The 23,696-nt window shown below is 50.3% G+C and carries 17 protein-coding genes and 1 riboswitch; of the genes, 13 read left to right on the top strand and 4 right to left on the bottom strand.

From position 1 onward, the window contains the following. Positions 1 to 134 precede the first annotated feature (134 nt). Both KQJ23_RS00860 and KQJ23_RS00855 read right to left on the bottom strand, forming a co-directional pair. Positions 135 to 338: a hypothetical protein gene (locus KQJ23_RS00860; protein ID WP_216476698.1), complete on the bottom strand. Its 204-nt coding sequence runs from the start codon at positions 336 to 338 to the stop codon at positions 135 to 137. Between the two features lie 292 nt (positions 339 to 630). Then, on the bottom strand, positions 631 to 1,947 hold the full coding sequence (locus tag KQJ23_RS00855; RefSeq protein WP_216476697.1) for a hemolysin family protein: 1,317 nt from the start codon (positions 1,945 to 1,947) through the stop codon (positions 631 to 633). 252 nt (positions 1,948 to 2,199) lie between these two features. Beyond that, a riboswitch (purine riboswitch) is annotated at positions 2,200 to 2,299 on the top strand. A 59-nt stretch (positions 2,300 to 2,358) separates the two neighbouring features. Between KQJ23_RS00855 and KQJ23_RS00850 the strand changes: the two genes are divergently transcribed. From KQJ23_RS00850 to pulA, 7 genes are all read left to right on the top strand, one after another. Then, the gene (locus KQJ23_RS00850) at positions 2,359 to 3,795 is read left to right on the top strand and encodes an NAD(P)/FAD-dependent oxidoreductase (protein ID WP_216476696.1); all 1,437 of its coding nucleotides are present in this window, start codon (positions 2,359 to 2,361) and stop codon (positions 3,793 to 3,795) included. 140 nt (positions 3,796 to 3,935) lie between these two features. Continuing rightward, entirely contained in the window at positions 3,936 to 4,931 is a 996-nt protein-coding gene (locus KQJ23_RS00845) for a LacI family DNA-binding transcriptional regulator (protein WP_216476695.1), read from the top strand. Positions 4,932 to 4,988: 57 nt separating this feature from the next. Next, a complete protein-coding gene (locus tag KQJ23_RS00840; protein ID WP_216476694.1) occupies positions 4,989 to 6,716 on the top strand; it encodes a glycoside hydrolase family 13 protein in 1,728 nt (575 codons plus the stop codon). 12 nt (positions 6,717 to 6,728) lie between these two features. Continuing rightward, the gene (locus KQJ23_RS00835) at positions 6,729 to 8,009 is read left to right on the top strand and encodes an extracellular solute-binding protein (protein WP_216476693.1); all 1,281 of its coding nucleotides are present in this window, start codon (positions 6,729 to 6,731) and stop codon (positions 8,007 to 8,009) included. A gap of 59 nt (positions 8,010 to 8,068) precedes the next feature. After that, positions 8,069 to 8,938 carry a carbohydrate ABC transporter permease gene (locus KQJ23_RS00830; protein WP_216476692.1) on the top strand — a complete coding sequence of 290 codons (870 nt, stop codon included), beginning with the start codon at positions 8,069 to 8,071 and terminating at the stop codon, positions 8,936 to 8,938. A 12-nt stretch (positions 8,939 to 8,950) separates the two neighbouring features. Then, positions 8,951 to 9,778, top strand: a complete 828-nt coding sequence (locus KQJ23_RS00825; protein WP_216476691.1) for a carbohydrate ABC transporter permease — start codon at positions 8,951 to 8,953, stop codon at positions 9,776 to 9,778. 253 nt (positions 9,779 to 10,031) lie between these two features. Further along, on the top strand, positions 10,032 to 11,999 hold the full coding sequence (gene pulA / locus KQJ23_RS00820; RefSeq protein ID WP_216476690.1) for a type I pullulanase: 1,968 nt from the start codon (positions 10,032 to 10,034) through the stop codon (positions 11,997 to 11,999). Between the two features lie 225 nt (positions 12,000 to 12,224). Here pulA and KQJ23_RS00815 read toward each other — a convergent pair whose 3' ends face one another. Beyond that, entirely contained in the window at positions 12,225 to 13,259 is a 1,035-nt protein-coding gene (locus KQJ23_RS00815; RefSeq protein WP_216476689.1) for a LacI family DNA-binding transcriptional regulator, read from the bottom strand. A gap of 36 nt (positions 13,260 to 13,295) precedes the next feature. Then, a complete protein-coding gene (locus KQJ23_RS00810; RefSeq protein ID WP_216476688.1) occupies positions 13,296 to 14,354 on the bottom strand; it encodes a carbohydrate-binding family 9-like protein in 1,059 nt (352 codons plus the stop codon). Positions 14,355 to 14,733: 379 nt separating this feature from the next. On the opposite strand from KQJ23_RS00810, the gene KQJ23_RS00805 reads away from it, so the two are divergent. From KQJ23_RS00805 to KQJ23_RS00780, 6 genes are all read left to right on the top strand, one after another. Further along, entirely contained in the window at positions 14,734 to 15,663 is a 930-nt protein-coding gene (locus KQJ23_RS00805) for an ABC transporter permease (RefSeq protein WP_216476687.1), read from the top strand. A gap of 13 nt (positions 15,664 to 15,676) precedes the next feature. Next, positions 15,677 to 16,609 carry a carbohydrate ABC transporter permease gene (locus KQJ23_RS00800; protein ID WP_216476686.1) on the top strand — a complete coding sequence of 311 codons (933 nt, stop codon included), beginning with the start codon at positions 15,677 to 15,679 and terminating at the stop codon, positions 16,607 to 16,609. Positions 16,610 to 16,681: 72 nt separating this feature from the next. Continuing rightward, positions 16,682 to 18,310 carry an extracellular solute-binding protein gene (locus KQJ23_RS00795; RefSeq protein ID WP_216476685.1) on the top strand — a complete coding sequence of 543 codons (1,629 nt, stop codon included), beginning with the start codon at positions 16,682 to 16,684 and terminating at the stop codon, positions 18,308 to 18,310. A gap of 26 nt (positions 18,311 to 18,336) precedes the next feature. After that, positions 18,337 to 19,788: an alpha-L-fucosidase gene (locus KQJ23_RS00790; protein WP_216476684.1), complete on the top strand. Its 1,452-nt coding sequence runs from the start codon at positions 18,337 to 18,339 to the stop codon at positions 19,786 to 19,788. Between the two features lie 8 nt (positions 19,789 to 19,796). After that, a complete protein-coding gene (locus KQJ23_RS00785; RefSeq protein ID WP_216476683.1) occupies positions 19,797 to 20,849 on the top strand; it encodes a glycoside hydrolase family 18 protein in 1,053 nt (350 codons plus the stop codon). 24 nt (positions 20,850 to 20,873) lie between these two features. Then, positions 20,874 to 23,525 (top strand): transglutaminase domain-containing protein, encoded by a 2,652-nt coding sequence (locus KQJ23_RS00780; protein WP_216476682.1) that lies wholly within the window; start codon positions 20,874 to 20,876, stop codon positions 23,523 to 23,525. Positions 23,526 to 23,696 lie beyond the last annotated feature (171 nt).

The following is a 23,696-nucleotide window of genomic DNA, read 5'->3' as shown; positions in this document are numbered from 1 at the left end:
TAAGGGGGAGGCTGGGCTGCTGGCATATGCCGGAAGTATAGCATTGAATGGCTCCCTAACATACAAAGGCTCGTACAGGCAGGGGATGATGACTTCCCTGCTCAGTACGAGCCTTGTTCAACTTCCAGATATATTTATTCCGATTTTGAAGCAACGGTTATCCTCTTCAATTCGGTTTCAAGTGAGTAACTGCTTCTCTCGTCTCCCTGGATCCACGAAAATTCTGCGACTGCTGAAATGATGTAGGTTCCTGGTTCTTTAAAGTTGTAAATATAGTCTTCCTCTACAAGTATACTTCCTGAAACCGTCCGAACAAGGCCCATATCATGAATGGCCAAGCTATTCACCAAGTTTCCTTCACTATTTTTAATTATAAAGTAAATAACTCTTAGTAGTATAATATATGAAGGCAAGGGTACGGCCGCGAGGCCGAATCTGAAGTAACCCGGAGGCAACCACGATGAACAGAAATCACATAAAAGCATGATCAGACGGGTGAGCCTGCACTACAAAGGAAAGTTCAATTACACTTCACGGTTGAAGCGCCGAATACGAATAATACATATGGTAGTAGTACACTGTAAAAGGCTACTCATTACTGAGTAGCCTCCTATGCCAATCAAACTTATCTTATTGCTCTGTCTCAGGAATCATCTTGACAATTTCGAGCCGTTTGAAGCGGTGCGGCTCTTTGTCAAGCAGCTTGAAGATCAGGTTATGATGTTCAAGTGTCTCTCCGACATTCATCTCCGGATGCGTGCCATACAGCCAACCGCCGATGGTATCCACATCTTCGGTATCCAGGTCGGATAACAGGAGATCATTGATCTGATTAACAGCTACTTTGCCATCTACGACAACATGGTTGTCGCCTAACTGAACAATAGGCTGTTCTTCTTCTTTATCGAATTCGTCACGGATTTCTCCGACGATCTCTTCCAGAATATCCTCAATCGTCACCAATCCTGCCGTACCGCCATACTCATCAATCAGAATAGCGATATGCGTGCCTTCCTTCTGCATCCGCTGCAGAAGCTCATTCACCGGAGTTACTTCCGATACAGCCATCACCGGCTGCAGGATCGAGGTAACATCGAGGTCCGGATTGTTTCTAAGCGCCAGGAAAAATTGCTTCGTGTTGATAATGCCAATGACATTGTCCTTGCTTTCTTCAACAACCGGGAATCTAGTATATTGCTGCTCCACGATAATTTCAAGGTTCTCATCCCGAGTCTTATCGGTATAGAGACATACCATATCGGTACGGGGAACCATGATCTCTCTGGCCAGCATATTGTCAAATGCGAAAATGCGGTTCACATAGCCATATTCGCTTTGATTAATTTTGCCGCTCTCGTAGCTCTCGTTGATAATGATCTGAATTTCTTCCTCGGAATGGGCTTCTTCATGCTCAGAGGCCGGCTTGATCCCGATCAGCTTGACAAGCTGGTTGGCCGAGCCATTCAGCGTCCAGATAAAAGGGCGCATAACCTTGGTGAACAGAATCAGCGGTTTTGCCGTCAGCATGGCTACGGCTTCTGCCTTACGGATTGCGATAGTCTTCGGTGCAAGCTCACCGACCACCACGTGTAAATAAGTGATCACAACAAATGCGATCAGAAACGAAAGAATACCGGTTACTGCTTCAGGTATTTGGAGGCTGTGGAACACCGGGTGCAGAACTTGCTCAACCGTTGGTTCCCCGAGCCAGCCAAGTCCGAGTGCTGTAATGGTTATGCCCAATTGGCATGCCGACAAATAACCGTCAAGATTGGAGGTTACCTGCTTTACAGCCAGCGCGTTTTTGCGCCCCTCGGCAATGAGTTGATCGACTCTGCTGCCCCGCACACGTACAATAGCGAATTCCACCGCTACAAAAAATGCCGTCAGGGCGATCAAAACGACGACCAAAACCAAATTTAATACCAAAAGCCTGTCACTGTCCATTCTTACCATCTACTCCTTTTGTCGATTAAGATATAAAAATATAAAAACATATGCTCATTATATAGCAAGTGGATAGAGAAAGCGAACGAGTGAAAATGTCAAAAAAGGTTAAATAATGTTCGTATTTTGATGATATATATGTTTTTATATCAATAATACGTTGATATAATCCCGTAAAACACGAACGAATTTCAATATAAGAATTGACTTATTCGCCATTTAGAGATATTATTACATCCGTAATGTAACAAATGACAAATAGCTTGATCGATTCGTATAACCTCAAAGATACGGTTTGGGGGTCTCTACAAGGAACCATAAATTCCTGGCTACGAACGGGGTGTTTCGCATACCTGTTCATAGCCGGGATTTTTTTGCCGAAAATCAATCTTTAGGAGGAACTGCAACCGTATGAGTAAGTATGATGTGATCGTTGTTGGAGCTGGACCTGCCGGAATCTTTGCTTGTTACGAGCTGACAAGAAAGGCTCCGCATTGGAAGGTATTGCTGGTGGAGAAGGGGCATGACATCTACCGCAGACGTTGTCCGATTCTTGAAGAGAAGATCACCCTTTGCCCGCCTGCCGCAGGCAAAAAGGATTTTGCAGGCTGCTTGCCGGCATGCTCTATTACCGCGGGATTTGGTGGCGCCGGGGCGTACAGCGACGGAAAATTCAACATTACCAAGGAATTCGGAGGATGGCTGAACGATTATATTACACCATCGAAGGTGCTGGAGCTTATCCGTTATGTGGACAGCATTAACTTGGAGCATGGGGCTACAGAGGTCATTACCGATCCGATGACCGATGTCATCCGCGGAATTGAGCAACGGGGCTATGCTGCCGGGCTGAAGCTATTGCGGGCCCAGGTACGACATCTGGGAACGGAGCAGAACCTGGAGATTTTGAAGTCGATATATGAGTATTTGAAAACCCGGGTTGACATGATTTATAAGGCTGAGGTAGAAGACTTGATCACTGAAAAGACGGAGGATCAGTACACCGTTCGCGGGATTGTCCTGAAAAATGGCGATACCTATGAAGCCGATCAGGTCATGGTAGCACCGGGACGCGATGGCTCGGCGTGGCTGACGGATATCCTGAAGCGGCGCCGGTTAAAAATGACGAATAATCAAGTCGATGTTGGTGTACGTGTTGAGACATCCGACGTGGTTATGCGGGAAATTAATGAGCACTTATATGAAGGAAAGTTTATTTTTAATACGTCGGTAGGTACCCAGGTTCGTACATTCTGCAGTAATCCTTCCGGGCATGTAGTCGTCGAAAATCATAGCGGCGTGATGGCTGCTAACGGACACTCCTATAAAGACCCTGCACTGGGCTCTGCAAATACGAACTTTGCTCTGCTCGTATCTCACAAATTTACCGATCCGTTTGATAAGCCGAATGAGTACGCACGGGAAATTTGCCGGAGGGCAAATGATCTGTCGAACGGCGGGGTCATTATTCAGAAGTATGGAGATATTTTACGGGGACGACGCTCCACGACCGGACGCATTGCTGAAGGCTTCCTAGAACCGACCTTGAAGGAGGCTGTTCCGGGAGACCTAGGCCTTGTCCTTCCTTATAATACGATGAAGAGCTTAATTGAGATGGTTGAGGCGCTGGACCGGGTTACACCGGGGATTGCTTCGGAGCACACGCTGTTCTACGGGGTGGAGGCAAAGTTTTATTCAGCTCGCCCGAAGCTGTCAGCGTCTCTGGAGACGGAAATTCACGGACTGTACTGCGGAGGAGACGGCGCAGGAATTACGCGGGGCCTTGCTCAAGCTGGTGCAGCCGGGGTGTGGATTGCGCGCGGTATGATGGAGAAGGCAGGGAAATAATTAGAAAATGTATAGGGGGTCACTGTCCGGAAATGACGGAGGCCCTTTTTTTGTGTTAGTCAAAATCTGTATTGCATTGGGCGGAAAGGTTTTATATAATAGTTATGCAACCGGTTGCATTAGAAGGAGAGATTTAGAAGATGTCCAAGATAACGATTCAAGAAATTGCCGATTTGGCAGGCGTAAACAAGGCGACGGTTTCCCGCGTGATCAACGGGAACCGCAATATTTCGGAAAAGACACGGCAGAAGGTTGAAGCCATCATGAAGCAGCACAACTATGTTCCCAATTCCATAGCGCGGGGATTGGCCTTCAACAAAACCTTTACGGTCGGATTTTGTTCGGATTATACGGATAAGCGGGCCTTTGCCAATCCATTCTTTTACAAGGTTCTTCAAGGTATCGAAGAGATTGTTTACAACCATGACCATATGTTTCTTATGATGAGCGATCACGATAACAAGAAGAGCCAGTCAACCTTCGAACGGGTGGTGGTGGAGCGCCGCGTCGATGGGCTGATTATTCCTAACACGCTGCTCAATGAGCGAAATTATGATTTGCTCGTCAAGCATGACATGCCTTATGTCGTCACCGGCGAAAATATGCTGCCAAGAGACGGTGTACCGTGGGTGGACATTGATAACGTGCAGGCCGGGCAGATTTTGACGGAGCATTTGATTGATCTCGGCTGCCGGGAAATCATGATCTATGCCGGCGGAGCAGCGGCGGAGCGGGACAAATTTATCGCCGACCGAATGAAGGGATACCGGAAAACAATGGGCAACCATCGGTTGGACATCCGTATTATCGAGCAAGCCGAAGTATTGAAATCGCTTTACGGTTCCAAGCCCCTCGAACCCGCAGGGGAGCGACGTCCCGAAGCATTAATTTGTTGCACGCATGAGCAGCTCTTTGAAATTTTGGATTTCGAGAAGGGCAATCCCTTGCTGTCGGAAATCGCGCTAGCGACCTTTGACGATTTCCCCATGTCCAAATATATGAGGCATCCGGTTCATTTTGTCGAGATTGATCTGGAGATGATGGGGAAAGAAGCGGCGAGGATGTTGTTTTCCTTAATGAACAAGGAACCAGGAGTGCCAAAATCGGTGTCTATCGCTACAAGAATCGGAAGTTGAGAATCTGGACTTTTAAAAAGTACGATAAACATACTGGATGAAGAGGGAACTATGATAATGACTAACTATGATCACGACCCGGCGTTAGACGCTACCTTGATCTCGCTGAACGAGCTGGAAGTTCGCCTCAGGGTTCCTGCAGAAGCCGAACGGGTGCAGGTGCTTTTCTGGAACAAGTACAAAATCGAGCAATACGGAATCCGGTCGCAGTCGATGACGATGTGGGCCGAATCGGGGCAGCACCGCTATTATCGTACAATATTGACCGGTATGGAATCACGCATTCGGTACCTTCAATATACTTTCAAATTTGAGATCGGAGGGGAAACGCTTTGGCTTAATACCGAGGGACTTCAGAAGAAGCAAGCGTTCAAGGGAAGCTATTCATATGCTTATGCTGGAGACCGCGACGCCGTAAACGCTCCGGATTGGATCGAGTCCCGGGTATGGTATCAGATTTTCCCAGAGAGATTCTGCAACGGAAACCCCGGTAATGATCCTAAGGAGACGGAACCTTGGGGAAGCGAGCCAACCCGGGACAATTATATGGGGGGTGATCTCCAAGGCATTATTGACAAACTGGATTATCTTAACAGGCTTGGCATTAACGCTTTATATTTAAATCCCTTGTTTACAGCGACTTCGAACCATAAGTACGATTCGGTCAATTATTTTGAAATCGATCCGCAGTTCGGTACGATGCAGGATTTGCGGGAGCTGGTAACAAAGTGCCATGAACGTGATATCAAGGTCGTGTTGGATCTGGTGATTAATCATTGCGGGTTCTACCACCCCTATTTTCAGGATGTAGTGGAAAAAGGAGAGGGTTCGGCGTATAAAGAATGGTTCTACGTCAATCGCTATCCGGTCGAGCGAAGCGAGGACGATTACGATTCTGTAGGGTACTACCAGTGGATGCCCAAGCTGCGGACATCGAATCCCGATGTACAGCAGTACATTTACGATATCGTTTCCTTTTGGCAGAAGGAAGCCGGTATCGACGGCTGGAGAATCGATGTCGCAGACGAGGTGGAGATCAGCTTCTTGCGGGAGCTGAAATCCTGTGTCAAGAAATTAAATCCTAACGCAATTATTATTGCAGAAATATGGGACGATGCCAAGCGGCTGATGATGTCGGGCGGAGTTGACAGCGTCATGAATTACGAATTTAGAACGATTCTATTTGATTATTGTCTGGACCGTTCTATTACGCTTCAGCAGTTTCATGCCCGATTGGTCCGGCTGGCCCACCGATACTCCCTGAAGGAGCTTCACCAGATGTTCAACCTGCTGGGAAGCCACGATACAGAACGTATTTTAACCCGGTGCGGAGGGGATATGGATAAGCTTTATCAAATCATGGCCATTCAATTTGTCTTTCCTGGCAACCCGACTGTTTATTACGGTGACGAATCGGGAATGACCGGAGCGAATGACCCGGGCTGCCGCGGCAGTATGGCATGGGAGCGCTTACCTGAAGGTTCGGAGCTGTTCGCATACACGCAGGCCTGGATCTCGCGGAAAAAGGAGAGCCCGCTATTACAGAGCGGCTCCGTGGAGCTGCGGTATCGGGAAGGAGCGGATTGCTACGTTATCCGGCGGTTTGTCGAAGCGGAAGAAATCGTGCTGTTTTGCAACTTTTCTGCGGAACGTCTGGATCTTGAGCCGGAGCTGTCCCGTTTTGATTTGAAAGGCTCATATAGAGTTTATGATGATGCAAATACGGGGGATATGCCTGAAATCATCGAACCCGGACAATGCCTGCTTTTTGAGACTGTCAAATAAGGAGCATGAACGATGACAAATAAATGGAGCAAAATATCGCTGTTACTTCTGGCAATTTTGCTGGTAGCAACCGCATGCGGCAAAGGGAACGAAGGAGCGTCGGATCCTGGGAAGGACTCCGCTGAGAAGCAAATAACCTTAACGTTCTGGCATCATTACAGTACGGCATCGCCGGAGGAAAAGACGCTTACGGGGGTACTTATCCCTAAATTTGAAGCCGAGAATCGGGGAATCAAAGTGAAGCCCGTTGCAATTCCTTGGGATGACTTACACAAGAAGCTGCAGATCGGCGGCAGCGGCGGCGACTTGCCGGATGTAGCCCGGCTGGATATCATCTGGGTACCGGAGTTTCAAAAACGCGGGCTGCTTCAGCCGCTGGACGAGAGATTCAGCGATTTTAACGAGATCGCGGAGGGCCTTCTGGAAGGGCCGCTGTCTACAGCCAAAGTAGGAGAACATTATTATGGACTGCCGCTCAACACAAACACCAAGGTACTGTTCTGGAACAAGGACATGCTGGGGCAAAGCGGCATCGACAAGGCGCCGGAAACTGCGGAGGAATTCTTTACGGCTCTCGGCAAAATCAAAGCGAAGTACGACAAGAGCTGGGGATACGGCGAGCCTGCCCTGCAGGGATGGAATATTCTTCCTTGGATTTGGAGCAATGGAGGAGACATTCTCTCGCCGGATTTTACAACGGCGGATGGTTATTTGAACAGCGAGGCTACGATCGATATCGTTACCAAGCTGAGAGCTGCATATGCCTCAGGACAGCTTGCAGGGTTCAAACCGGGGGACGTGCCAGTGACGGAAGGGCATGCGGGCGGAAGCTATGCCATGATGGCGGAAGGACCTTGGGCGGTTGCACAGTTTCAGTCGCAATTTGGCGACTTCGCATTTGAAATGGCGCCGTTTCCGGAAGGCTCTGCCGGTTCCGTGCAGGTGCTTGGCGGGGAGGATCTCGGTATTTTCAGCGAGGACAAGCAGGAAGAGGCTTGGAAATTCGTGAAATTCATGGTTTCGGAGGCGGCACAGGTCGAGATGGGGAAAATCGGACAAATTCCGGTCAATCTGGACGCCATGGAGAACCCCGAAATCAAGGCGGTCGATTACTATGCGCCCTTCCTCGAACAGCTGAAAACAGCAAAAGCCCGTCCGCCGATTGAATCCTGGCCGCAAATTGACGGCGTGCTTAGCGACACGATGAGCAGTATTTTTATGACCGACAAAGATATCAAATCCGAGTTGGATGCTGCGGTGACCAAAATTGACGGATTGTTGCAGATAAACTAACTACACCGGAGGGCGTCTTCCGTTTGGAGGGCGCTTTCTCCAATGAAGGAGTCATGATCATGCGTAAAAAAAACGGAACGGCCGGATATTTATTTTTCTTGCCCGGTTTTTTGTTTTTTTCCGTATTCATTCTGTATCCGTTAATCCGGAATTTCCTGTATAGCTTTTATGACTTCCGCCTAACTGATCTCAATCACCTGGAATTCATTGGGCTGGGTAACTACAGGTATGTATTTCAGGATCCGGTTTTCTGGACTTCGCTTAGGAACATATTTCTTTACGGGATCATTTCCGTTCCCGGCCAAATGATCCTGGGATTTTTGGTGGCATATGCACTGTATCAGAATCGGCCCGGCTCCAAAACCTTCAGAGTGCTTTTCTTTTTGCCGGTGATTACGTCTTGGGTTGTTGCATCGCTTATTTTCAAATTCGTATTCACCGATCAGGGGTACTTGAATTATTTCATTATGGATGTGCTCCACCTTACGGATAGTACGATCAATTGGTTGAGCGATCCGGGGAAAGCGATGATGGTGGTCAGTTTCCTTGGGATCTGGAAGGGCGTGGGCTGGGCGATGGTGATTTATATGGCCGCCTTGCAGGGCGTACCGAAGGATCAATATGAGGCTGCCTCGCTCGATGGATGCAACGCCTGGCAGCAGATACGCTATATTACGTTGCCATCCATCCGAAGCACTACGTTTTTCATCCAAATGATGCTGATTATCGGTGCTTTTAACGTATTCACGTCAATTTATCTGATCACGGACGGCGGACCGTTGCATCAGACCGAAGTGATGCTCACCCGGATGTATCAGAAGGCGTTCACCGAATATGATCTCGGCTATGCCTCTGCGTTGTCTTACGTGTTTGCCGTTATTATAGCCGGTCTGACGTTTTTGCAGTTCCGTCTGAACAAACAGGAATAGGGAGGCGATCCTATGCGCTCGCTTTGGAAGTCGATATGCATCTATGCTTTTCTCACCGTCGGCGGATTGATCTCCGTTTATCCGTTAATTTATATGCTGATGACCGCATTGAAGCCAATGACGTTGCTGTTTGAATTTCCGCCGCGCTTTTTGCCCTCGGAGATGACTTTGTCCAACTTTAGGGATGCCTGGGTTAGCCAGAACTTTGCGCTGTATCTCCTGAACAGCATTTTGGTTACCTTAATCAGCTTTGTTCTGATTTTTCTGTTTTCTTCGATGCTGGCTTTCGCTTATTCAAGATTTGATTTTAAAGGAAAGGGATTCAGCTTCACGATTTTGATGGGCGGTCTGGTCATTCCGAGCCTAACACTGCTCATTCCGCAATTCGTGCTGATCCGTCAGCTTGGCATGTTTGATTCGCGCTGGGGACTTATCGTGATCTACACCGCAGGAGCCATTCCATTTACAACGTTTATGCTTAAGGGATTTTTCGATTCTATTTCCCGCGATATCGATGAGTCGGTGGAGATGGAAGGCGGTAGCGCATGGACGCTGTTTGCTTCGATTATTCTGCCGCTGTCCAAGCCGGCCTTCGTTCCAGCCACGATTTTTAACGCGCTTACGGTATGGGAGGAGTTCCCCTGGGCCTTGACGATTATCAATGATCCTGCTAAACGTACCTTGCCGATCGCCTTGGCCAATTTTCAAGGGCAGTACACGACGCAGTGGGGAATCGTGTTTGCGGGCTCTTTAATTGCGATCCTTCCTATTATCTTGCTATTTCTGCTCTTGCAGCGTTATTTCATTGCGGGGATCACCGCCGGGGCGGTTAAAGGATAGGAGTCTACTCCGCTGTCAGCAATAGGTATTACAGATTTGTGCAAACGATTGACCTATAGAAAAGAACGATGATATAATGCGCTCATACAAGAGGGAGGGGCTTGTCCTGCCTGAGAAATCCCTGTATTCAGCGCGGAGGCCGAGGAACGTTTCAAGGAATCCATGCCATATGATATATCGGAAGCCATTTTCAAGGAAGCGATTACAGTGGAAGTATTGAAAAGACTTCATCTGTACATGGGGGAGTGATCACATGTCGGTACAGAAAGAGCTTGAGGTAGTAACGGATTATGGCGATCTTGCCGTAACGAATGGGATTTCCGTATTTGATCCTGCGTTTGATGATGCATTCTATTATGAAGGAAATGATCTCGGGGCGACATATTCTCCGGACAAAACCTTATTTCGTCTATGGGCGCCGACTGCGTCCGAAGCAAAAATTGTCTTCTATAATAACTGGAATGACGGGCCGGTTAGAGAAATGCCGATGACCCGTGATATTCAAGGAACCTGGGTGCATGAAGCGACCGGGGACTGCAAAGGCATTTATTATACCTACAAGGTCAGAGTAGGATTGGATTGGAATGAGGCGGCCGATCCTTATGCAAAGGCTGTTGGAGTCAATGGAGATAGAGCGGTTGTGCTTGATCTGCGGGGTACGGATCCGAAAGGCTGGAACACGGAGAAGCCTCAATTGGATTCACCCGTGGATGCAGTAATCTATGAGCTTCATCTTCGAGATCTGTCGACTCATCCGGACAGCGGAATTTTGTATCCCGGCAAGTATCTTGGCCTTGTGGAAAAGGATACCCTTGGGCCGAACGGCATTCCAACAGGAATTGATTATATTGCCGGGCTTGGCGTGACACACGTTCAGTTGCTTCCTATATATGATTACTCGACGCAAAGTGTTGATGAGACAAAGCTGCATTTACCTCATTACAATTGGGGCTACGATCCTAAAAATTACAACGTGCCAGAGGGCTCGTATTCGACAGATCCATATACGCCGGGTACCCGGATTACCGAGTTGAAACGCTGCGTTCAGGCGCTGCATGACCGCGGGCTCCGTGTCATCATGGATGTAGTCTATAACCATGTATACGACGGATACCTTGTAAACTTTACTAAATTGGTTCCGGGATATTATCTTCGTTATCAGGCGGACGGTTCCTTCTCAAACGGATCGTTCTGCGGCAACGAGTGCGCTACAGAACGCAGAATGATGAGAAAGTTCATTGTAGATTCTGTTGTCCACTGGGTTCAGGAGTACCATATGGATGGCTTCCGCTTTGATCTGATGGGTCTGATGGATACGGATACGATGAATGAAATCCGCCGCAGGCTGGATGAGATCGATCCGACGATCTTAATGATCGGTGAAGGATGGAATATGGAGACTGTGCTGCCGGGTGAACAGAGGGCTCATCAGGGAAATGCCTGGAAAATGCCTCGAATCGCCCATTTCAATGATGGACTTCGGGATAGTGTGAAGGGCAGTACCTTTATTCATGGATCTCAAGGCTTCATCAGCGGGGGAGCCGGAATGGAAGAAGGCGTGAAGCGGGGAGTTGCGGGTGGAATTGATTACGGCGGCTCGATCCGGCAATTTGCTCAGGAACCGGTTCAAAATGTAAATTACGTCGAATGTCATGATAATCATACCCTTTGGGATAAGCTTCAGTTGTCTTCGAGTCAGAAGACGGAGGAGCAGCGCCGCTGGATGCATCGGTTGGCATCGGCCATCGTGCTCACCAGCCAAGGCATCCCGTTCCTGCATGCCGGCCAGGAATTTATGCGCACGAAGAATGGGGATGAAAATAGCTATAAATCTCCGGTACAGGTAAACTGGCTGGATTGGGAGCGTTGCTCGGAACACCAAAATGATGTGCTGTATGTAGCCAGCCTAATCCATCTGCGGAAGAGCCATCCGGCATTCCGCCTGCGGACGGCTCAAGAGATTCGGGAGCATTTATTCTTTGAAGATACCCCGGAGCATGCCGTAGCTTATACCTTGCGCAACCATGCAGGCGGAGATCCTGCACGCCATCTGTATGTGCTCTACAACGCCAATGCGGAGTCCCAGTCTCTCAAGCTTCCTGATCTGGGAGCATGGGAAGTGTGCTATGGCAGCGAATGGGTGGAGGCCTTGGATGCGGGCAAGGGGATACTCCGAGTGAACGGAATTGGGATGGTTGTGTTAAGGACGAGAACTATATAAGTTGAACTAGAAAAATACAAAGAAATGGCATAAGTGAGAAGTGTTGTGAAGTAAAAGCTTTCTGAAAGAAAGCTACTTCGAGAGCATAAGCTCGGAAGCGTTCGCCTTTGAAAACGGATTTCTACTCTATGCTGGCTTAGTTCAACTTATATAGTCTATACCAAGACAAAGAAAAAGAGCAGGTTATCGAAGAGATAGCCCGCTCTTTTTTATGGAATAAAAAGACTACCGCGAGGAGGAGGCGGCTGTTGAACCCCGAAAAATGACCTGCGAAGCAATCGTTATGACTTCGTAAGGGATATTCGGATATTCGATCCGGAACAAAATTTGTTGTGCCAGCCGAAATCCGATATGCGGATTGAATACCTGTACGGTGGTCAGGTCTTCGGCCAATGAATCTTCCTGGTTGGCATCAAATCCGGATACGGCCACATCCTCGGGAATACGCACGCCGCGCCCCAACAATAGCTGCATGACAATGCAGGCTACATAATCGCTGGCGCAGACAAAGGCATCCGGCAGTTCGGGAAGTGCGGCGAGAAAAGCGGATATTTCTTCTTTATAGGTATCTCGGCCGATAGGACCGGTCAGGCTGAGCTGCGGATCCGCGGATAGGCCATGCAGCAAAAGCGTCTTGCCAAACCCTTCAAATCGCTCATGGTTGGACTGGGCATAATCGATATCACCGATAAACCCGAAGGTTTTCCGCCCGCTGGCAATTAACTGCTCCGTAATCCGGGAGACGCTAAATCGATTCTCCGTCAGAACCAGATCTCCGTTCAGCTCTGAGGGAGGAACTGCGGTGGAAGTGTCGAGATACACTTTGGGGATGGGTGATGCTGACAGCAGGCGCAGCAACTGCTCGTCATAGACATTGATGATAATGATCCCATGCGTACCGCCGCTGGTCAGCGAAGCGGGCAAGGTATAACCCGCGCCAACAGATAGGGGGAGGTACGTATAGATCAAGTTCACATGATGCCGGGACAGCTCCTTGGCAATCTGATGAATGATCGTCATCCAGAACGTCGAGGTCTCGGGACGACATACGGCAAGGGCGATATTGATCGGCGCGTCGGCAACCGAATCTGTAGCCAGACCGGAGCTTTCCGGGACAGTATAGTTCAACTCCCGGGCTTTGGCGATCACTTTACTCCGCAGTTCCTGGGAAACCCCTGCCTGACCGCCAAAGACCTTCCAGACTGTGGTGCGGGAAACGCCAAGTGAATCAGCGATTTCTTGGATTGTAACCTTCCTCATACTTTCCTCCATACCTTCCTCATGAATCTGGAATCCTTACTTTATTTCTACTTTTCCATTCGAATAGATAAAGACCGTTCTCTGCCGATCAGCGGTCGGGCAGGAGATCACGAAGGTGCGGGACGTCGTCTCGATGACATAAGGCAATGGTAGCAACGATCGGTTCTCCTCGCTCGGCGCATAGACTGTCAAAATATCCGTCAACTTTCCCAGTTGATCGCAATAGCTTCCCTGCAGATCGAAATGAATCTGCTCGGCGTAATAGAGCTTTCTCAGCTCCCACTTGTAGTATTCATCTTCCGGGATCACGGCCGAGGATGCATCCTGACTGGAGTCGACGAAAAAGACGAAGCCCCATAATTCCGGATAGTGAATGTTGATTACACCGGTCGGCGCCCACACCCAGTTATCTTCCGGCAACGCCCGGCCGGTCGCCGGGTCGGTTTGCTTCTTGTAGTGCCCGTCGACGATATCTGTTTTCCAGTGCACCCGCGAGAAGTTGATTCGATAATAATCGCCTGCTTGCGGAGGTCGCTGCTGCGGCAAGCATTCGGTGATGGCAGCAAAAGGGATAACAATCTCCACAGACCAGCTGCGATTAGCGGCAGACGGCTGATTGATCTCCCCGTCCACGAATACGGCAGTACGCAATCCCCGGATATCATAACCATTCAAGGCGCTGCCGTTATCGCGATAGGCGACCGGGAGGAACAAATCCCATACGGTATTTAGTACATTCATTTCAAACTCATAATACTGTTGCGTATCAGAATCAGGGTCAATGAAGACTTCAAAGTCGTTATCCTGAAAAATGACATCGTCACGCCGGGTAACGGAGCCCCAGATTTCATCGCCATCCAATTGAGCGCCAATATAAAGGTACTCATCATCCCAGAGCAGCTTGGCCCGAGTACGAAAACGCGGGCGGGGCATATTCGTCCCCTCGATATCAAGGAAATCGTGAGTGAAGGGAGCGTCTTGCCAAAAAGGCTTATCCAGCTTTCCATCTAATTGAAAAGGGACGGCAGCCCGATGGCAGGCATACACGGGAGGATCAAATCCAACTGAAGGAATAGGAATTCGAACAGGAGCCATAGGGACCTCGCTTCTGCGCCAAAGGCACATATAGTTGATGGTGAGTTGAATTATAACATAGAAAGCGTTTTATTAAAAGAAAAAAGTTAACAATAGTGAACGTTGGTTAACTCAATGAAAAATAAAAATAAAACAGAGTGTTTATAAGATTATAGAAGGTATACATAGAAATGACACGATATGTAAGCACTTTCAAAAAAACGTTGACAAATAGTTTGGACGCATGTTAAAGTTTGTTCAATAAAAATCCCCCAAAATAAGTGAACTAAAATGAACAATTTAGAACATAGTTCACACTGGGTGGGAGGGCAGCTCGAATGAACCAGCCATCGAATTTTGCAAAGACTTATGAAGCAACTTAAATATGGGAGGGGAGCTCATGAATTCTACGGCGATTAAACGGAAAAGCCACCTCGCGAGGGTGCTAAAAAGAGACGCGTCTCTCTGGCTATTTTGCATTCCGGGTATTATATTGACCTTCATTTTCAGTTACGTCCCGATGTATGGTATTCTGCTGGCGTTTAAAAGGTTTAATGCCAGAGCCGGCATCTGGGGGAGTGAATGGCAAGGGCTATACTATTTCAAACGATTCTTCGATTCGCCTTATTTTGAATCTACCATATGGAACACCTTGGTTTTAAGCTTCTATGGCCTGCTGGTGTCGTTTCCGATCCCGATTATTCTGGCTCTATTGCTGAATTCGTTTCAGCACAAGCGCTATCGAAAGGTGATCCAGACCATTACTTACGCGCCTAATTTCATCTCTGTCGTTGTCATGTGCGGGATGATCATCCTGTTTCTGTCACCTACGATAGGCGTTATCAATAGTGTTTTGGAATTCTTCGGTATTGACGCAATCAATTTCATGGCAAAGAAAGAGTATTGGCGACACATTTATGTGTGGAGCGGTGTCTGGCAAAGTGCTGGCTGGAGCTCCGTCATCTTTTTTGCTGCTTTAGCCGGGATTAGCCCCGAACTGCATGAGGCGGCACGCTGTGATGGAGCAACAAAGTTCCAACTGATTCGATACATTGACTTCCCTTCCATCTTGCCAACAGCAACCATTTTGCTGATCTTGAACTGCGGCAGCATTCTTTCTATCGGGTTTGAAAAAGCTTACCTGCTGCAAAACAACCTGAATTTGACGGTCTCAGAGATTATTTCTACTTATGTGTACAAGGTCGGTCTGATTAACAACGATATTTCTTATTCGACGGCGATAGGCCTGTTTAATACAGTAGTCAATCTGGTGTTGCTGCTCGCGGTCAATAAAGCCGCCGACAAGCTTTCCGGCAACAGCCTTTGGTAAGGGGGGATCAGATATGTTGAAGCCGGTTGCAGCCAACCGCCTTGAAGTTAAAGCCAAGCGCAGCAAGGAAGATGTCGTGTTTGATACGATCAACTTTATCGTACTGACCTTGGTCCTGCTCATTGTGGCGTACCCGCTTTATTGGGTAATCATCTCATCGATCAGTAATCCGGGTGCCGTATCAAGCGGTGAAGTCCTGTGGCGGCCGATCGGATTTACTTTGCAGGGATATGCGGAGGTATTCAAGGATAATGCAGTTATGCGCGGTTTTGGGAACTCCATTGTCTACACGGTTGCCGGTGTATTGGTGAATCTGGCGGTAACCTTGCCAACAGCCTATGCCCTGTCCCGTAATACCTTCAGCGGCAGAAAGGCGATCACGATCTTCTACATGATCACGATGTTCTTCGGGGGCGGGTTGATTCCCACTTATCTGGTGATTAAAAACCTGCATATGATCAATACGATGTGGGCGCTTATACTTCCGGGCAGTCTGAGTGTATACAACATGATCGTCGCCAGGACCTTTTTCAAGATGAACATCTCCGAGGAGCTCTATGAAGCTGCGGAAATCGACGGCTGTACCCAAGGGAAATTCTTCTTTAGGGTTGCTCTGCCCCTGTCCAAAGCGATCATTGCCATTCTTGTGCTGTATTACGGCGTAGGGCATTGGAATTCCTATTTCTCCGCGTTGGTCTATATCTCGGACAAGGACATGTATCCGCTGCAACTGGTGCTGCGTAACATTCTAATCACGAATGAGGCAGCGCTGTCGCAAACGGCGACCTCAGAAGCTGCAAGAGAAGCGTTAAGGGAAAAGCAGCAGCTTATCTCTGTGATGAAATACTCGCTTATCATTATTAGCAGCATCCCGGTGCTGGTCTTGTACCCGTTCATCCAGAAGCATTTCGTTAAAGGGGTCATGATCGGCTCGGTCAAAGGTTGAGTGCAATGCTGTAAGGAATAGTGTGCCGGAGTTCTCATATCGGCTGCTAGATAAAAAAGGAGGGTATTAAGCATGAAGAGAAGGATAATCGCATTGTCTTTGGCCGTAGTCATGGGTACGGCAACACTAGTGGGTTGCAGCAGTGACAACAAGAAATCTGCAGACAACGGCGGCACGACCGACACATCTGCGCCGGCAGTCGTGGATGAACAGGGTAAGGTTAACGGACTGATGTACAAAGAAGGGCTGCCGCTCGTGGATGAGGGGGCTTATAAATTTTCTATTTTCGTTGATGATTCCAGCCCCACCGGTGAGTTCTACATGCTTAATGAATTTCAGAAGCAGACCAATGTCGAGGTTGATTTACGTATGTTCCCCAATGCAACAGCCAAAGAGCGCTTGAATCTGGATCTGAATTCCGGCGATTATGCTGATGTGGTCGGTGGCTGGACCTTAACGGACAGCATGATTCTGACCTATGGCGTTCAACAAAAGGTGTTTATCCCTCTGGAGGATCTGTTTGAGGAATACGCGCCGAATATCTCGGCCATTCTTGATCTGCCTGGTGTGCGCGAGCAGATGACGGCACCGGACGGACATATTTATACGATTCCTTATGTAACAGGAGACACAAGTGTTAACTATTCTCCTTACATCAACAGTAAGTGGCTTCAAAATGTCGGGATGAGCATGCCGACAACGACAGAGGAATTCGAAGCCGTGCTGAAAGCCTTTAAAGACAAGGATGCTAACGGCAACGGTGATCCGAATGATGAAATTCCGTTTTCTGCCGATCCGAATAACAAACACATCGAAGCGATGGCAGGCTGGTTCGGTATGCCGATGGATAAGTTCGGGCTGGCCGTTGTGGGCGAAGAAGTGGTGTATGGCGGCGCCAGTGAAGCGTACCGCAACTTCCTTAAGTGGTTTTCCGGTCTCAACAAGCAAGGTCTGATCGACGTTGAGCTGTTCACTCAGGACAAATCCACTTGGGAAGGTAAGGGCAACAAGAATCTATACGGGGCATCCATCGCTTACGGCAGCAAGGAGTTCACCGGGTATGCCGGCAAGGATAAAGGCGACTATGACGTGTTGCCGGTGCTGAATACGGATAAAGACGGCGTTTGGCTGCGGGATACAAATGGGTTCAGCGTGTTTAAAACCCAGGCCGTGATCACCGATAACGCTAAAAATCCTGAAGTCATCATCCGCTGGTTTGATAATGTGTTTGAGCTGGAGAATGGGATTGGTGTTAACAGAGGTCCGGTAGGAAAGATAACCTTCAAGGAAGGCGACCAGTACCGGTCGATTGATATTGAGACTCTGCCGAAGGAGGAACAGGAGGCGCTTAGCTGGAGCAACCTGTGGCCGCAGGCGTTGCCGAAGTATTTGCCGGCAGACTTTGAGTTCCTTGAAGATAATCCTGCATACAAAGAGAAGGATGTTATGCAGGAGACCTATGAGCCGTATCTGACCAAGGGCATCATCGCCAACCCATGGATTGGCCTTGACGATGTTGACCGCTACGCCGATATCAGCACGGCACTTCAGGATTATTTCACTCAGCAGCAAGCCTTGTTTGTGACCGGAGAACTGGATATAAACAATGATGCTCAGTGGGAGGACTATGTAAAGGGCCTCAATTCATTAGGCTTAGAGGACTGGATGAAGATTCGAGGAATTGAAACGATCGCCAAATAGGATGCAGCAACGGAGGGACAGCAACGATGGCAAATGACGATCTTGGACGTGAGCAATTATCAGGGCGCACCGATACAGCAGAAGGGGAGCGCCCGGCAGTGACGGAGGAAGCGGTGGAGGCGCGGATTGAGCAGGGTGTGCACAATTACAGCGCCGCAGAGGATTACGTCTGGCCGACCGATCCGGAGGTTCGGGAAAAGCTGGAGTGGTTCCAGGATCAGAAGCTGGCCCTGATGATGCATTGGGGCCCCTATTCACAGCTGGGCGTTGTGGAGTCCTGGGCGCTGTCCGACGCCGATGCTGACTGGTCCAGAACGGGAATCGACTGGGGTGTTAATGCCAAGGAATTTAAACAGCAATATTTCGGATTGAACAGAACGTTTAATCCTGTCCGCTTTCAACCGGAGCAATGGGCGGAGCTGGCGGAGGAAGCTGGCATTCGCTATCTGGTTTTCACCACAAAGCATCATGACGGCTTCTGTATGTGGGATAGCGCCTATTCCGATTACAAGATTACGGCGGAGGATTGTCCTTATCATACTAATCGGTATGCCGACATCTGCGGGCATTTGTTTGAAGCATTCCGCAAGAAGGGAATCGGCATCGCCGCCTATTTTTCCAAGGCCGATTGGCATAACGAGCACTATTGGTCCCCGGGTTACCAGCGGGGAGATTATATGTGGAGAGGCCCGGCCTATGTGCCGGAGGAGCACCCGGAGGAATGGGAGAAGTTCGTTCAGTTTACGCACAACCAGATTAAGGAGCTGGCCAGCCAGTATGGCAAGCTGGATATTATGTGGTTTGATGCCGGCTGGGTCTGCAAGGAATCCGGGCAAGACATTTCTTTGGGTGAAGTGATCGATGAAGTCCGGGCCTGGCAGCCGGGGATGCTGTGCGCTGACCGTACTGTAGGAGGTCCTTACGAGAACTACATTACACCGGAGCAGTGCGTGCCTGAAGAGCCGCTTGGCGTGCCGTGGGAGAGCTGTATTACGCTGGGCACCTCATTCTCCTTTGCCTATGAGGATACGTACAAATCGCCGCGAGAGGTTGTCTGCTTGCTGGTGGATATCGTAGCCAAGGGAGGAAATCTGGCAATTAATGTGGGTCCGCAGCCGGACGGCCGATTGCCGCAAGGAGCCGTAAAGACTTTGCGCGGGCTGGGCGAATGGCTCGCCGATTATGGTGAGGCGATCTACGGCACCCGTGCCTGCGCGCCGTACAAGGCGGGCAATCTCGCCTTTACCTGCAAGGGGGATAAGGCAGTCTATGTGTTGGAGCTGTTTGTTCACGAAACGGAGAAGGTTCCCGACGTGGTGACAATCCCTTACCTGAGAGCTGTGCAAAAGATAACCTTACTGGATACGGGGGAGGAGCTGTCCTTTACCGCTGATAAGACAGGGATTACAGTGAACGTCCCTGGCGAACAGCAGGGATGCGCTCCGATCGCCCGAGTCTACAAATTGGAGACGGAATGAATAAAGAGATGAGAAAAAAAATAATCGGTTACGTAGGTACAAGGGATCTTCCCACGGTACGCGAGCAGGACATTCTTTCCCTTGATGTTATCAACATTGCCTTTGCTGGCTTGGAGGATGGTCGTGTGGTATGGCCCGGCTGTGAGGAAAGCCGCGATGCACTGCGGCGAATTCGCCGGGTTCATCCTGCGGTCAGGCTTGTGCTGTCGGTTGGCGGCTGGGGAGCAGATGGTTTCTCGCAGGCTGCGGCGAGCCAGGCAGGAAGAGAGCGGCTGGCTGTCAGTGCGGCCGAAATGGCCGAAGAATATGGCCTGGACGGTATTGATATCGACTGGGAATATCCAGGAACCTCCCTCGCAGGGATTGGTGCTTGCCGAGAGGATAAACAGAACTTTACGCTGCTATTACGGCAGTTGCGGGAAACGCTGGATGCCTTCGATCCCGGGCGAATGTTAACCATCGCTGCGGGCGGCGATACGTACTTTACCTTACAGACAGATATCCCGGAGATTTGCCGCTATCTCGATTATGTCATGCTGATGGCCTACGATCTGCAGGGCGGGTTCCAGACCGTGACGGGCCATCACGCGGCGTTGTATCAAGGCAGGACCAATCTGATCGATGCGTGTGTGGACAAAGCGGTCCGAGTATTCGGCGCAGCGGGCTTGCCGGCGGAGAAGATGGTGGTCGGCGTACCCTTCTACTCTCGTCAATGGGATAGAGTAAAGGGCGGCGGCGACGGTCTGGGACAGGAAGCGGAAACAATCGGTCATTATGGCCCGGATTACGGCAGTCTGGCCGATTACATCGGCTTGGCGGATCGCGGCAAGGAGGATCATATACAGCAGCATAGCGCTTATCGCCGCTATTGGGATGAGGAAGCCGGTGTTCCCTATCTGTTCGACGGAAGTACCTTCATCAGCTATGAGGATCAGCAGTCACTGGCCGGCAAGGTTGCCTATATCCGGGAGCGGGATTTGGCCGGCATCATGTTTTGGGAATACCGGTCTGATCCGACCGGGACGTTGATTCCATTCCTAAGAGAAGAACTGGATAAATAGACGGAGGAAGGAGAAGCTGCGCGTATGTTGTCTGCTCAATTGCAAGAATTCGCACTGACGCGGTATCAGTCCAGAAAGGCTGTCTATGGTCCGTTGTGGCAAGAAATCGAGTCGGCCATAGGAGATTGCACAACGGATGAAGCAGTGCTGATGCGCTATCTCTATGGAACTATGCCGGTGCGTGATGCGGGAGAATATACTTTTTCTGTCTTCTTGAGCTATGTGCGGCATTCCCTTTGGCTGCGGGAGAACGTGCCTTGGTGCCGTGAGCTGGCGGAGGACATTTTCATCCACCATGTGCTTTATTATCGGATCAATACGGAGGAGATTAGTGACTGCCGGCAGTTTTTCTATGAGCAGCTACAGGATAGAATCCATGGCATGGAGCCGGAGCAAGCGGTGCTCGAAATCAACTACTGGTGTGCGGAGCATGTCGTCTATGAAGCAACGGACGGGCGCACGGCTTCGCCGATGACTCTATTCCGCTGTGGCAAGGGACGCTGCGGGGAAGAGTCGACCTTTACCGTTACGGCCTTTCGCAGCGTCGGCATTCCGGCCCGGCAAGTCTACACACCGCGCTGGGCGCATTGCGATGACAACCACGCCTGGGTGGAGGTGTACCTGCAGGGCAAGTGGTATTTTCTCGGCGCCTGCGAGCCGGAGGAAGCGTTGAACCGCGGGTGGTTCACGGTACCCGCTAACCGTGCGATCCTGATCCACAGCCGGATGTTTTCCGATTTTGGCTTAAGCCAGGCAGAAGAGTGCATAGGTCAGGACGGGCTGCTCTGTTATGTTAATCATACGGCTTTCTATGCTCGGACGGGTGAGCTCGCTGTGGCGGTGAAGGATGAATCCGGGCAGCCGGTTTCCGGGGCCTCGGTTGCAGTGGAGATCCTGAACATGGCAGAGTATTACCCTGCCGCCACCGTGAAGACGGACGACACGGGAGCGGCGAGGCTGATGATTGGGCTGGGCGACGTACGCATCAGAGCCTGGAAGGATGGGGCGTTCGCCGAACGGCAGGCGTTTCCGACGACGGCTACAGATTTCTCGGCTGCTGACAGCCTGATCGAGCTGACGCTTCACCGCGCCGCGGAAGACCCGGGATGGCCGGCGGACCAGTGGGAGCACACGATGCTGCGCGCACCGCAGGAACATCCGCTGCATACCGATGAGGAGACGGCGGAACAAGCCACACGGAAGGCACAGCGGATGCAAGCCGCTACACATATTCGCGCGCAGCGCTTGGCGGCTCTTTATGACGAGCAGCTGGCCGCCGCGTACCCGGAAGCCGCCGAGCTGATTCGCGTTGCGGGCGAGAACACCGGAGAGCTGCGGGCATTCCTGACCCGCGATGACAATCTCAAGCGGCGGCAATTGCTGAACAGCCTGGTGATCAAGGACGGCAAGGACCTGCGCGGCGAGATTCTTGAGGATCACTTGAGCTGTGAGCGGGGCAGCTTGCCTGCGGAGATCTACGAGCAGTTCCTGCTTTGTCCGCGAATCTGGCTGGAGGAGCTAACCCCTTACCGCAGCTATATCAGGCAGTATTTCTCGCAAGAAGAGAAGGAACGGTTCGTGCAGGACCCGGACCAGATTTGGAAATACATCGCAGAGATAATAGACTATGATTCCGATATGGATTATCCGACGATCTGCGCCACGCCGCTTGGCTGCCTGAAGCTGCGGCACGGTAATCCGCTCGCACAGAAGATATTGTTCGCGGCGATCTGCCGCAGCTTGAACATCCCGGCCAGGCTGAATCCGGTCACACAGACGCCGGAATATTGGCGGGACGGCGCGTTTGCCGTGCCGGCAGGCTTTGGCGCGGGGGCGGCAGCAGAGTCAGGGGGCGCGATAGAGCCGGACGTTTACGCCCAGCGAGCATTTGAGCCGGACGGCGAGGATCAAGCGCAGCTGGCTCAGGGCGAAGCGTTGCGCACGGGCGGTTCGGCGGCTCTGGTGCTGCAGGCAACGGAGGCGAGCGAGTGGAAGTATGGCCAGACCTGGAGTATCAGCAAGCTGGAGGACGTCCGCTTCGATACGCTTAACTATGCGGATAGCTCCTTTGAACAAGGTGAATTGGAGCTGAGGCTTGATCCGGCGGTTTATCGCCTGATTACCACGCGCCGCTTACCTAACGGCGACCAGCTTGCGGCTCAGCGGGTATTCCGGCTGGCGAGCGGACAGCGTAAGACAGTAGAGATGCTGCTGGCGCAAGCCGATGAAGGCGATTTGCCGGTGAACCGTCAACTGAGCGATATTTCGCTGCAAACGGAATCAGGCGAGCAAATCAAGCTTTCCCGGCTGACTAACGATCGCCCCATGCTGTTGGCGTTTTTGGGAGTAGGGGCGGAGCCGACCGAGCATGTCTTAAATGAATTGCTAGCGGGGGCTTCTCACTGGAACGAGACGAATACTCGCATGCTGCTGGTTCTGCGGGAGCCGGCAGAGCGGGGCAACGCTACCCTTGGCAAGGTGCTCAAGACACTCTCGGGAATCGAGGTATGCTATGATCCTCAGCTGGCTTGCGCGGTTGCGGCGCTGGATATGGGGGTCGACGGGACGCGACTGCCTGTGTTAATTCTACTGTCTGGCGGGCTGACCGGCATTTACGCTTGTGCCGGATACAATGTCGGCAGCGTTGAACTGATGCTTCGGCAGCTCACCGTTTGAACGGGATTGGTATGGTTGTGTTAAGTGTGCCCGATTAATACTGATAAACATGGCAAAAGGAAGAGCCGTTTTGGTGGCTTTTCCTTTTTTTATTCACTTATAGCGTCTGTTTCGTTGAATTCCTTTAGTTTGTCCAGTATATCTTTAATTTCTCCTCTATTTGTAAGTGCT

The organism is Paenibacillus brevis (genome assembly GCF_018919145.1).
GTDB lineage: Bacteria > Bacillota > Bacilli > Paenibacillales > Paenibacillaceae > Fontibacillus > Fontibacillus brevis.
This window is presented reverse-complemented; position numbering and strand designations above follow the sequence as displayed.